Below are 12,316 nucleotides of genomic sequence, written 5' to 3' on the forward strand. Positions count from 1 at the left end.
ACCGCCGCCGCGCCGACCGTCACCTCAGTCCGAGGCGTCCTCCTCGATCTGCTCCAGCCCCTCCTGCACGGCCTCCTCGACCGCGTTCGAGTCCGCCTTGGAGGGTGGCTCCGGGGCCTTCTGCAAGGACCTGCTGCCGAGCCGGGAGGAACCGGACCGGTCGACCTCCGCCGGACCGGCCGGGAGGTCGCCGGCACGCGCGGCGCCGGAGGCGGTTCCGCCGCGGCGGACCTGGGGGAGGCCGCTGCACAGCGACCGGGCATACACCTCGTCCGCGTCCAGCCGCCGCAGCTCGGCCGTGAGGGCCGCCGGCAGGGTGGGCGTGTGCAGCGCCACCAGGCGGGGCTGGCTGCCGACCATCGACAGCGTGGCCGTGCCGCCGGAGTCGTCCAGCCGGACGAGGTCCACCGGTCCCGAGGCGCGCTCGAGCCGCACGCTCTGCACCCCGGACCCCACAGGGGTCCGCACCCGCTCCACCGGGCAGCGCAGCGACGAGGCCAGCCAGCCCGCGAGCAGGTCGCAGCTCGGGCAGTCCGGCTCGCCCGCGACCACGGCCCGCTGGACAGACTCGAACGGCTCGCTCTCCAGCGACGCCGCGAGCAGCGCCCGCCAGCGGGTGATCCTCGTCCACGTGAGGTCGGTGTCACCGGGCTGGTAGTGCTTGGTCCGGCGGCGCAGCTGGGTGCCCGTCTTCGCCCCGGTGGGGGCCGCGGCGTCGGTGATGCGACGGTGCGCCATCCGGCCCAGGGGAGAGCCGGCGACGTCGGAGGGCGCCTGCCCGGGCCACCACGCCACGACGGGGGAGTCCGGGAGCATGAGCGGGGTGACCACCGAGCTTCCGTGCCGGGTCAGCTCGCCGTAGAGGCGCAGCACGACGATCTCCGAGGCGCCGGCGTCGCCGCCGACCCGGATCTGCGCGTCGAGACGCCCCCGCCCGCGGGCGTTGGCGCTGACCACCACGAGGATGCGCGCCGGGTGCTGGCGGGTGGCCTCGCTGGCCACCTCCACCGCCTCGTCGGCGAGCTCCTCGTCCACGACGACGAGCAGCGTGAGCACACGACCCATGGCCATGGCCCCGACCTGGTTGCGCAACCGGACGAGGTTCTTGGCGACGTCCGCCGCGCTCGAGCTGGGCAGGTCGACGATCATGGCAGCCTCCACTCCCGGCCGTCGCGGCGCATCATCTGGTCCGACCCGTCCGGGCCCCACGTCCCGGCGGGGTAGTCCTCGGGCGGCCGGTCGCTCGCGGCCCAGTGCTCGATGACCGGGTCCAGGATGCGCCAGGACTGCTCGACCTCCGCGTGCCGGGGGAAGAGCGGCGGCTCGCCCAGGAGGACGTCGAGGATGAGCCGCTCGTAGGCCTCGGGGCTGGACTCGGTGAAGGAGGAGCCGTAGCCGAAGTCCATGGAGACGTCGCGCACCTCCATCTGGCTCCCGGGGACCTTGGACCCGAAGCGCATCGTCATCCCCTCGTCCGGCTGCACGCGGATGACGATGGCGTTGGCGCCCAGCTCCTCGGTGGCGGTCGAGGTGAAGGGCAGGTGCGGGGCCCGGCGGAAGACCACGGCGATCTCGGTCACCCGCTTGCCCAGACGCTTGCCGGTCCGCAGGTAGAACGGGACCCCGGCCCAGCGGCGCGTCCGCACGTCGACCCTGAGCGCGGCATACGTCTCCGTGCGGTTCGCGGCGTCCACCCCGTCCTCGTCGAGGTAGCCGTCCACCTTCTCGGTGCCCTGCCACCCGGCGGCGTAGCGGCCGCGGGCGGTGGCGGTGTCGAGGTTCTCGGGCAGGCTGACCGCGGCCAGCACCTTCTCCTTCTCCGCCCGGACCGCGTCCGCGGTGAAGGCGACGGGCTCCTCCATCGCCGTGAGCGCGAGGAGCTGGAGCAGGTGGTTCTGGATGACGTCCCGGGCCGCACCGACCTCGTCGTAGTAGCCCGCGCGCCCGCCGATGCCGATGTCCTCGGCCATGGTGATCTGCACGTGGTCGACGTAGTTGGCGTTCCAGACCGGCTCGAAGAGCTGGTTCGCGAAGCGCAGGGCGAGGATGTTCTGGACCGTCTCCTTGCCCAGGTAGTGGTCGATCCGGAAGATCGAGTCGGCCGGGAAGACGCCCTCGACGATCTCGTTGAGCTCCTGGGCGCTGCGCAGGTCGTGACCGAAGGGCTTCTCGATGACGACCCGTCGCCAGGTGCCCGGCCGCGGGTCGGAGAGGCCCGACTCCTGCAGCCGGGTGCAGACGTCGGCGAACCACGACGGGGGGATCGACAGGTAGAAGGCGTGGTTGCCGCCGGTGCCGCGCTCCTCGTCCAGCTCGCGGACCGTGCGGGCCAGCAGCTCGAAGGCGTCCGGGTCGTCGAAGGCGCCCGGTACGAAGCGGAAGCCCTCGGCCAGGGAGCGCCACACCTCCTCGCGGAACTCGGTGCGCGCGTGCTGGCGCACCGAGTCGTAGACGACCTTGGCGAAGTCCTGGTCCGCCCAGTCCCGGCGGGCGAAACCGACGAGGGAGAAGCCGGGCGGCAGCAGCCCGCGGCTGGCCAGGTCGTAGATCGCCGGCATGAGCTTCTTGCGGGCCAGGTCACCGGTGACGCCGAACATGACCATGCTGCACGGCCCGGCGATGCGCGGCAGGCGCTTGTCGTCCGGGTCGCGCAGCGGGTTGGTGTCGGCGGTGACAGGTGCGGGCGCGGGGCCGCTCACAACGCCTCGCGCAGCTGGGCCAGCCCGGCTGCCTGGTCGGTGAGGTGCAGGCGCAGCACCGGCCGCTCGTGGTCGGCGAGCACCGCCGCGTCCCCGGCCGCCTGGGCGGCGATGAACTCCCCGAAGGTGAAGTCCTTGCCGGGCACGTCGAGGTCCGTCCGCGGCGCGCCCGTGACCTGCAGGTAGACGCCCTGGGCGGGCCCACCCTTGTGGTACTGGCCGGTCGAGTGCAGGAAGCGCGGGCCCCACCCGAAGGTGACCGGGCGCCCGGTGCGCTCCACGAGCTCACCCTGGACGTCGGCGAGGTCGGCCTGCTCGAGCCGGTCGAGGTAGACCATCACCGCGAGGTAGCCGCGGGCCGGGTCGAGCTGGTCGAGCAGCGCGGCGACCGCGCCCTCGAGGCTGTCGGTGCCGTCGGGCAGCCAGCCCCCGCCACCGGTGCGGACCTCGACCGCGCCGTCGGTGAGGACCGGGGCGCCGGCGGCGTCGGCACCGCCCTCCATGATCTCGCGGGCAGCCTTCTTGGCGCTCTCGACGTCCGGCTGGTCGAAGGGGTTGATCCCCAGCAGGTGGCCCGCGACGGCGGTCGCGACCTCCCACAGCAGCATCTGGGCGCCCAGGGAGCCGGAGACCTCGACGACCGAGTCGGCGTCCGTGCGGGCCGGACCACCGTCGGTGTCGTCGTCCTCCGGAGCCAGGACCACGACGGTGCAGTCCGAGGTGTCCTGGATGCCGTGGGTGGGGGAGGGTCCGTCCGGGGCCACGACCGGGAGCACGCCGGTGCCCTGCTTGCCGGTGGACTCGGCGATGAGCTGCTCGGCCCAGTCCGCGAGCCCGACGATGCCGGACCCGGCGTCGGTGAAGAGCAGCTTGTCGCGCAGCGGCTCGGTGCCCGCGAGGGCGGCCCCGAGGCGCAGCCCCGGGTTGGCCTCGTCGTCCTCGGCGAGCAGGTCGGCGACCTCCTCGGCCTCGTCGAGCAGCGCCCCGACGTCCACCCCGGCGAGCCCGGAGGGGACGAGCCCGAAGGCGGTCAGCGCGGAGTAGCGCCCGCCCACCTCGGGGTCGGCGTTGACGACGCGGTAGCCGTCGGCCCGAGCCTGCTCGTCGAGCGGGCTCCCGGGGTCGGTGACGACGACGATGCGCTCGGTCGGGTCGATGCCCGCCTCGGTGAAGGCGTGCACGAAGGCCCGGCGCTGGCTGTCCGTCTCCAGGGTCGAGCCGGACTTGGAGGAGACGACGACGGCGGTGCCGGCGAGGTCCTCCTCCAGCGCCCCGCGGACCATGTCCGGGTCGGAGCTGTCCAGCACGACCAGGGGCACCCCGGCGGTACCGGTGATGACCTCGGGCGCCAGCGAGGAGCCGCCCATGCCGCAGAGCACGACGCGGTCGACGCCGCGCTCGCGCAGCTCCTCGGCCAGCGCCTCGATCTCCCCGACGAGCGGCCGGGAGGAACGGGGGAGGCCGACCCAGGACAGCCGGATGGAGGCCTCGGACTCGGCGTCCGGTCCCCACAGCGTGGGGTCCTGCTCGAAGAGCCGGGAGGCCACGCGGTCCGAGACCAGGGTGGGCAGGTGGTGCTCGACGGCGTCGGCCGCGGCCCCGAGGGCCTGGACGGCGAGGGTGCTCACTTGGAGCCCTCCGCCTTGTCCAGCTCGTCCTGGACGGTGCCGAGCAGCTCGGACCAGGACTTCTCGAACTTGTCCACGCCCTCGTTCTCGAGCTGCTCGACGACCTCGGCGTAGGACACCCCGACGCGCTCCAGGTCGTCCAGCACCTGCTGGGCCTCCTCGTAGGTCCCGGTGACGGTGTCGCCCTGCAGCTCGGCGTGGTCGACCGTGGCCTCCAGGGTCTTGCCCGGCATGGTGTTGACGGTGTGCGGGGCGACGAGCCCGGTGACGTACATCGTGTCCTGGTAGTCGGGGTTCTTCACCCCGGTGGAGGCCCACAGCGGCCGCTGCAGGCGGGCGCCGTCGTCGGCGAGGTTCTGCCAGCGCGGGGTGCCGAAGACCTCCTCGAAGGCCTGGTAGGCGAGCCGGGCGTTGGCCAGGCCGGCCCGCCCGCGCAGGGCGAGGGCCTCGTCGGTGCCGATCTCCTCCAGCCGGGAGTCGATCTCGCCGTCGACCCGGGACACGAAGAAGCTGGCCACCGAGTGGATGGCGGACAGGTCCCGGCCCTGCTCCCGGGCCTGCTCGAGCCCGGTGAGGTAGGCGTTCATCACCCCCCGGTAGCGGTCGAGGGAGAAGATGAGGGTGACGTTGACGCTGATGCCGCTGGCCAGGGTCTGGGTGATGGCCGGCAGACCCTCGACGGTGGCGGGGATCTTGATGAACAGGTTCGGCCGGTCGATGGTCTCCCAGAGCTGCTGGGCGATCTGCACGGTCCGCTCGGTGTCCTTGGCGGCACCGGGGTCCACCTCGATGGACACCCGGCCGTCGACCCCGTCGGTGCGGTCGTAGACGGGACGCAGGACGTCGCAGGCGTCCCGGACGTCGTCGGTCGTCAGCGCGAAGACCGCGTCGTCGACGTCCGCGCCGTCGGCGGCCAACTCGCGCACCTGCTCGGAGTAGGCGTCGCCCTCGGCGAGCGCCGAGGCGAAGATGGTCGGGTTGGTGGTCACCCCGAGGACGCCGCGGTCCACGTAGGACTGCAGCTCCCCGGAGGAGATCATCGGCCGGTTCAGGTCGTCCAGCCAGACCGAGACCCCGGCGTCGGCCAGGTCGTGGAGGGTGGTGCGGGCGGTGTTAGTCATCTCGCTCCTCAGGTGGTGGTGGGGGGAAGCCGTCGCGTGGTGCCGCTCAGGCGCCGACGGTCTCCGAGCCGCCCTCGTCCGGGACCTCGGCCCCGCCGGGGACCGGCTCGCGGGTGGTGTCGGTGATGGAGTCGCGGGCAGCGGTGACGATCGCGTCGGCGGTGATCCCGAACTCGTCGTAGAGGCGCTGGTAGTCCGCGGAGGCGCCGTAGTGCTCCAGGCTGATGAGCCGTCCGGCGTCACCGACGACCTCGCGCCAGCCCTGGCCGACGGCCGCCTCGACGCTGACCCTGGCCCGGACGCGCGGCGGGAGCACCTGCTCGCGGTAGGCCCGGTCCTGCTGGGCGAACCACTCACGGCAGGGCATGGACACGACCCGGGTGGCGACGCCGTCGGCCTCGAGCCGTTCGCGTGCCTCGACGGCGAACTGCACCTCGGACCCGGTGGCCACGAGGATGACCTCGGGCTCACCGCTGCCGGCCTCCTGCAGTACGTAGGCGCCGCGGGCGGTCCCCTCGGCCGACTCCATGACGTCCCGGTCGAAGACCGGCAGGTTCTGCCGGCTCAGCACCAGCGCGGCGGGGTGGTCCTGGATGCCGAGGACCGTGCGCCAGGCGACGGCCGTCTCGTTGGCGTCCGCCGGGCGGACGACGTCCAGGCCCGGGATGGCCCGCAGCGCGGCCAGGTGCTCCACGGGCTGGTGGGTCGGTCCGTCCTCCCCGAGCCCGATGCTGTCGTGCGTCCAGACGTAGATCGGGTTGATCTCCTGGATGGCCGCGAGCCGCAGCGAGGGGCGCATGTAGTCGGAGAAGGTGAGGAAGGTGCCGCCGTAGGGCCGCGTGAGCCCCTCCAGGCAGATCCCGTTGAGCATCATGCCCATGCCGTTCTCACGGATCCCGAAGTGCATGGTCCGGCCGTACTCGTCGCCGGGGAACATGTCGGTGGACTTCGAGGAGGGCACGAAGCTGGGCACGCCCTTCATCGTGGTGTTGTTGGAGCCGGCCAGGTCGGCCGACCCGCCCCACAGCTCCGGCATGACGTCGGCCAGCGCGGTGAGCACCTCGCCGGAGGCCTTGCGGGTGGCCATCCCCTTCTCGTCGGCGGGGAAGGTCGGCAGCGCGTCGTCGAGGCCCGCGGGCAGCTCGCGCGCGCGGACCCGGTCGAGCAGCTCGGCCCGCTCGGGGTTGGCCGAGCGCCAGGCCTGGTATGCCTCGTCCCAGGTCGCGTGGGCCTCCTTGCCGCGCTCCTTCACACGGCGGGCGTGGGCGAGGACCTCGTCCTCGACCTCGAAGGTGCGCCGGGCGTCGAAGCCGAGCAGCTTCTTCGTGGCCGACACCTCCTCGGTGCCCAGGGCCGAGCCGTGGGCGGCGCCGGTGTCCCGGGCCTCCGGTGCGGGCCAGGCGATGATGGTGCGCAGCAGCACCAGCGTGGGGCGGTCGGTGCGAGCACGGGCGGCCTGGAGCGCGGCGTAGAGCTCGTCGACGTTCTCGGTGTAGGGCTGCGTGGCGCGCCAGTCGACCACCTCGGTGGCCCAGCCGTAGGCCTCGTAGCGCTTCGCCACGTCCTCGCTGAAGGAGATGTCCGTGTCGTCCTCGATGGAGATGTAGTTCTGGTCGTAGATGACCGTGAGGTTGGACAGCTCCTGGTGGCCCGCGAGCGAGCTGGCCTCGGAGGAGACGCCCTCCATGATGTCGCCGTCGGAGGCGATGACCCAGATCTGGTGGTCGAAAGGGGACTCGCCCGGTGCCGCCTCCGGGTCGAAGAGCCCGCGCTCGCGGCGCTGGGCCATGGCCATACCGACGGCCGAGGCCAGGCCGGAGCCCAGCGGGCCGGTGGTGATCTCGACCCCGTCGGTGTGGTGCACCTCGGGGTGGCCGGGGGTCTTGGAGCCCCAGGTCCGCAGCGCCTCCAGGTCCTCCAGCTCGAGCCCGTAGCCGGACAGGTAGAGCTGGATGTACTGCGTGAGGCTGGAGTGGCCGGCGGACAGCACGAACCGGTCGCGCCCCAGCCAGTGCGGGTCGCTCGGGTCGTGGGTCATGACGTTCTGGTAGAGCAGGTAGGCCAGGGGCGCGAGGCTCATCGCGGTGCCCGGGTGGCCGCTGCCGCACTTCTCGACCGCGTCCGCGGCCAGCAGCCGGACGGTGTCCACCGCCCGCACGTCGGCGTCGGTCCAGCCGACCTGGGAGCAGAGCGGTCGGGCGAGCTGGTCGTCGCGACCAGCGGTGTAGTTCTCGGTGGAGGTGCTCACTGATGGATCTCCTGACGATGCGTGAACTCGTGGCCGGGGCGCCCGCCTCGACGCCCCCGGGTACACCACCGACCTTAGTCCCTCCGCGTCACCTCGCGAGCGGGGGCGGCCAGCGGTCCCTCCCGGCGTCGGCGCTCCCCGACGAGCGGTAGGATGGCGGGTGCGAAGGGGGCGCCACGAGCGCCCAGCGACCTGCACCCCGACCCGCACGAAGGACACCGTGACCACGCTCGATCCACGCCCCGCGCGAGGGGACCGCGGAGACGCCGGGGCCGGTCCCGGCCCGGCACGCAGGTGGCGGGACGTGCTGCGGGACTACGTCTCGCTGACCAAGCCGCGGATCATCGAGCTGCTCCTCGTCACGACCTTCCCCGTGATGTTCCTGGCCGAGCGGGGCATCCCCCCGGTCTGGCTCATCGTCGCCACGCTGGTCGGCGGCACGCTCGCGGCCGCCTCGGCCAACGTCCTCAACTGCTACCTGGACCGCGACATCGACGCGCAGATGCACCGCACCTCCACGCGTCCCCTGGTCACCGGCGCGATCGCGCCGTCGCACGCGCTGGTCTTCGGCGCCGTGCTCGGGGTGGCCGCGGTCCTGTGGCTCGGCCTCGTCGTCAACTGGCTGTCCTCCGCGCTGGCCCTCGGGGCGATCGCGCTCTACGTCGTCTTCTACACCCTCGTGCTCAAGCGTCGGACCAGCCAGAACATCGTCTGGGGCGGGGTCGCCGGGTGCATGCCCGTGCTCATCGGCTGGTCCGCCGTCACCGGCAGCCTGTCCTGGGCGGCGGTGGTCCTCTTCGGTGTGGTCTTCTTCTGGACCCCGCCGCACTACTGGCCGCTGTCCATGCGGTTCAAGGAGGACTACGCCGCTGCGGGCGTGCCGATGCTGCCCGTCGTGGCCGAGGACATCGCCGTCGGCCGCCAGGTCGTCGCCTACTCGTGGGTCACCGTGCTCACCTCCCTGGTGCTCGTCCCGGTGGCCCCCATGGGGTGGGTCTACACCGTCGTCGCCGTCGTGGCCGGTGCCGTCTTCGTGCTCGAGTCGCACCGCCTCCTCGCCCGCGCCCGGGCCGGGGTCACCGGGCCGGCGCTGGGCGCCATGCGGCTCTTCCACTTCTCGATCAGCTACCTCACCCTCCTCTTCCTCGGTGTGGCGGTCGACCCGCTGCTGCACCTGCCGCTGCGATGACGTCGGTCCGGCAGGGGACCGTGTCCTCGCTCGTCGACCGGCTGATGCCGCGCACCCCGGGCGCCTGGGTGCGGGCCATGGCCTGGGCCTCGCTCCTCGCCAACTCGCTGCTCGTCCTCACCGGGGGACTGGTGCGGCTCACCGGGAGCGGGCTCGGGTGCCCTACCTGGCCCCGCTGCACGGACGCGTCGTGGACCAACACGCCCGAGATGGGCGTCCACGGCTACATCGAGTTCGGCAACCGGCTGCTCACCTTCGTCCTCGTCGCCGTGGCGGTGCTCACCTTCCTCGCGGTCTGGCGCTCGCGCCGCACCCACCGCGGGCTCTTCGTCCTCGCGCTCGTCATGGCCCTGGGCATACCCGTCCAGGCGGTGCTCGGCGGCATCACCGTCATCACGGGGCTCAACCCGTGGGTCGTCGGGGTGCACTTCCTCGTGTCCGCCGCCCTCATCACGCTCGGCGGCGTCCTCGTCAACCGCGCGCGACGCGCCGGCCTGCCGCACGTCGCCCAGGCCGAGCGCGCCGGGCAGGTGCAGCAGGGGCGGCGCGGGATGCGCGTGCTCGGTGCGGTGCTCGGCGTCAGCGTCGCGCTCGCCGTCTACCTCGGCACCCTGGTCACCGGCACCGGACCCCACTCCGGAGACTCCGGCGAGGTGGCCCGGCACACCTTCGACGCCTACCTCGTCACCCGGGCGCACGCGACCCCCGTCTACGTGCTCGTGGCGACGCTGGGAGTGTCGCTCTTCCTCGCCGGGCGCCAGGGCTGGCCGTCCCCGGTCCGGCGGCTGCTGCTGACGCTCGCGCTGCTCGTGTGCGCCCAGGGCGCCGTCGGCTACTACCAGTTCTTCAGCGGGCTGCCCGTGGCCGCGGTTGCGCTGCACCTCATCGGGGCGGCGACGCTGTGCGCCGTCACCGCGATGACCGTGGAGAAGATGTATGCCGTGAGCGCCGCCCCCGTGCGGAGCGCGCAGGGGACCGACCGTGTGGGGGCCCGGGCCTCGTGACGGGTACGCCGGAGGCCGCGGTCGAGCTGCGGGAGGTGTCCCGACGCTTCGGGGCGACGCAGGCCCTGGCCGGGCTGTCGCTCACCGCGCGGACCGGTGAGGTCACCTGCGTGCTCGGCCCCAACGGGGCCGGCAAGACCACGGCCGTCGAGATCGCCGTCGGGCTGCAGCGCGCGGACTCCGGTGCGGTGCGGGTGCTGGGTGAGGACCCCTGGGGCGCGGACGCGGACCACCGGGCCCGCGTGGGGGTCATGCTGCAGGACGGCGGCCTGCCGCAGGCGGTGACCCCCGCGGCCCTGCTGCGGCACCTGGCCCGGCTCTGGGAGGACCCGGCGGACGTCGTCGCGCTGACCCGCACGCTCGGGTTGAGCGACGCCGCCCGCACCCCGGTCCGACGCCTGTCCGGCGGTCAGCGGCAGCGGGTGGCCCTGGCCGCCGCTCTCGTCGGACGCCCCGAGGTCGCCTTCCTTGACGAGCCCACGGCGGGCCTGGACCCGCACGCCCGCCGGGAGGTCCACCGTCTCGTGGCGGAGGTGGCCCGGGACGGCGCGGCCGTGGTCGTCACCACGCACTCCTTCGACGAGGCGGAGCGGCTGGCGGGGCACGTGGTCGTCGTGGTGGCGGGCCGCGTCGCCGCGGAGGGCACCGTGCAGGAGGTCTGCAGCCGCACCGGCTCGTCCGGCCTGGAGGACGCCTACTTCGCGCTGACCGACGGGGCGCTGCGATGACGGCCGGGACGGCCACGCGCCCGGCCGCACCGGCGCGGCGGGTGCTCGCGCAGGCCCGCTTCGAGGCCGCCGGGCTGCTGCGGCACGGGGAGCAACTCCTCGTCTCCGTCGTCCTGCCCGTGCTCGCCCTGGTCGGGCTCTCCCTCCTGCCCTCGCCCGACGTCGCGGTGGGGCCGTGGGCCGGGCAGGAGCGCATCGACGTGCTCACCCCCGGCGTCCTCGCCCTCACCGTGCTGTCGACCGCCTTCACCGGCCAGGCCATCCTGCTGGGCTTCGAGCGCCGGTGGGGCGTCCTGCGCCTGCTCGGCACCACCCCGCTGGGACGGGGCGGCCTGCTCCTGGCGAAGGCGCTGTCGGTCCTGGCGGTGCTGTGCCTGCAGCTGGGTGTCGTCGCGGTGGTCGGGCTGACCTTGGGGTGGCTTCCGGACCTCGCCGGCCTGGCCCCGGCCGTGGTGGCCGTGGTGCTCGGGGTGCTGGCGCTCGTGACGCTCGCCGCCTGCCTCGGCGGCGCCCTGCGGGCCGAGGCGGTGCTGGCGCTGGCCAACCTCGTCTGGGTGCTGCTCGCGGGCTTCGGCGGGATCGTGCTGCCGGCGGCCGCCCTCCCGGGCCAGGCCGTCGTCTCGCTGCTCCCGACGGCCGCGCTCGGGGATGCCCTACGGGCGGCCCTGGTCATGGGAGAGTGGGACCTGCGGGCGATGCTGCTCCTCGCGGTCTGGGCGGTCCTCGGCGGGCTGCTCGCGCGGCGCCTGCTGCGCTGGTCGGACTGACCGCCGCGCGGCCCCGCGGACGGTCTCCCGGGACCGCTGCGGTGAGGGTCGCCTTGCTTGGCAGCGCCTTCCGCAATAGGTCACACTGACATGGTGAATATGGCGCAGGACCCCGCGATGGCGGAGGTGCACGACGAGTCCCGCACCCGGGACCGCGTGCGTCGCGCCGTGGGGGAGCAGGCGCCGGTGACGGCCAGCGTCCTGGCCAAGGACCTGGGCCTGACCCCGGCAGCCGTCCGACGCCACCTCGACGCGCTCGAGGACGCCGGCCTCATCGCCGAGCACGACGGACCCCTGCCGGGTCCGCGCGGCCGGGGCCGCCCCGCCCGTGCCTACGTGCTGACCACGCTGGGCCAGGAGCAGTTCCGGACCCGCTACGACGGCGTCGCCAACGCCGCCCTGCACTACCTCGCCGAGCGGGCCGGCGCGCCCGCGGTGGAGAACTTCGCCGAGGCCCAGATCGCCGAGCTCGAGCAGCGCCTGCGCGCCACGGTCGAGCAGGAGCTCGCCGCCGGCGGTACCGACGACCTGCAGGCCCGCACCGCGGCGCTGGCCAAGGCGCTGTCCGCCGAGGGGTATGCCGCGTCCACCCGGCCGGTGGGCGAGGGCACCGGGCTCGCCGGGCTGCAGCTGTGCCAGGGTCACTGCCCGGTCCGGGAGGTCGCCGTCGAGTTCCCGCAGTTCTGCGAGGCCGAGACCAAGGCCATCGCGCGGATCCTGGACGTGCACGTCCAGCGCCTGGCCACCCTGGCCGGGGGCGAGCACGTCTGCACCACCTTCGTCCCGACCGGTGCGTTGGGGTCGGCCCCGCCGACCGCCGCCGAGCGCGCCAGCGCACCACCCTTCGTCCTGCGACGCGAGCCCCGGTCCGACACCGTGGCCGTCCGCGGCGGCGAGGCCTGACCACCGACCGACGAGCACGCATACCCACA

At 73.7% G+C, this 12,316-nt stretch carries 10 protein-coding genes; 5 read left to right on the plus strand and 5 right to left on the minus strand.

What is annotated here, in order from left to right; all coding sequences use genetic code 11:
* Window positions 1-24: 24 nt before the first annotated feature.
* From SGUI_RS01315 to tkt, 5 genes are read right to left on the minus strand one after another with little or no spacing between them, the layout of a single operon-like run.
* Complete coding sequence (locus SGUI_RS01315; RefSeq protein ID WP_066635276.1) at window positions 25-1,149, minus strand: glucose-6-phosphate dehydrogenase assembly protein OpcA; 1,125 nt, start codon at window positions 1,147-1,149, stop codon at window positions 25-27.
* Window positions 1,146-2,699: a glucose-6-phosphate dehydrogenase gene (gene zwf, locus SGUI_RS01320; RefSeq protein ID WP_066635279.1), complete on the minus strand. Its 1,554-nt coding sequence runs from the start codon at window positions 2,697-2,699 to the stop codon at window positions 1,146-1,148. Before zwf ends, SGUI_RS01315 begins: the two co-directional genes overlap by 4 nt.
* Complete coding sequence (locus SGUI_RS01325; protein ID WP_066635282.1) at window positions 2,696-4,327, minus strand: glucose-6-phosphate isomerase; 1,632 nt, start codon at window positions 4,325-4,327, stop codon at window positions 2,696-2,698. Before SGUI_RS01325 ends, zwf begins: the two co-directional genes overlap by 4 nt.
* Complete coding sequence (tal, locus tag SGUI_RS01330; RefSeq protein WP_066635288.1) at window positions 4,324-5,448, minus strand: transaldolase; 1,125 nt, start codon at window positions 5,446-5,448, stop codon at window positions 4,324-4,326. The genes SGUI_RS01325 and tal overlap by 4 nt, the downstream gene beginning before the upstream one ends.
* 46 nt (window positions 5,449-5,494) lie before the next feature.
* Window positions 5,495-7,696 (minus strand): transketolase, encoded by a 2,202-nt coding sequence (tkt, locus tag SGUI_RS01335; RefSeq protein ID WP_066635291.1) that lies wholly within the window; start codon window positions 7,694-7,696, stop codon window positions 5,495-5,497.
* 220 nt (window positions 7,697-7,916) lie between these two features.
* Here tkt and SGUI_RS01340 point away from each other — a divergent pair, with 220 nt between their 5' ends.
* The 5 genes from SGUI_RS01340 to SGUI_RS01360 all read left to right on the plus strand — a co-directional run bounded on the left by SGUI_RS01340 (window position 7,917) and on the right by SGUI_RS01360 (window position 12,287).
* Window positions 7,917-8,885 carry a heme o synthase gene (locus SGUI_RS01340; RefSeq protein ID WP_083190412.1) on the plus strand — a complete coding sequence of 323 codons (969 nt, stop codon included), beginning with the start codon at window positions 7,917-7,919 and terminating at the stop codon, window positions 8,883-8,885.
* Window positions 8,886-8,905: 20 nt separating this feature from the next.
* Window positions 8,906-9,889 (plus strand): COX15/CtaA family protein, encoded by a 984-nt coding sequence (locus SGUI_RS01345; protein WP_237141423.1) that lies wholly within the window; start codon window positions 8,906-8,908, stop codon window positions 9,887-9,889.
* Window positions 9,886-10,617, plus strand: coding sequence for an ABC transporter ATP-binding protein (locus SGUI_RS01350; RefSeq protein ID WP_066635296.1), 732 nt, complete (start codon window positions 9,886-9,888; stop codon window positions 10,615-10,617). The genes SGUI_RS01345 and SGUI_RS01350 overlap by 4 nt, the downstream gene beginning before the upstream one ends.
* Window positions 10,614-11,384, plus strand: coding sequence for an ABC transporter permease (locus SGUI_RS01355; RefSeq protein WP_066635299.1), 771 nt, complete (start codon window positions 10,614-10,616; stop codon window positions 11,382-11,384). The genes SGUI_RS01350 and SGUI_RS01355 overlap by 4 nt, the downstream gene beginning before the upstream one ends.
* Window positions 11,385-11,483: 99 nt before the next feature.
* Complete coding sequence (locus SGUI_RS01360; protein WP_066635302.1) at window positions 11,484-12,287, plus strand: helix-turn-helix transcriptional regulator; 804 nt, start codon at window positions 11,484-11,486, stop codon at window positions 12,285-12,287.
* The last annotated feature ends 29 nt before the right edge of the window (window positions 12,288-12,316 follow it).

It is taken from the genome of Serinicoccus hydrothermalis (assembly GCF_001685415.1).
Taxonomy (GTDB): domain Bacteria; phylum Actinomycetota; class Actinomycetes; order Actinomycetales; family Dermatophilaceae; genus Ornithinicoccus; species Ornithinicoccus hydrothermalis.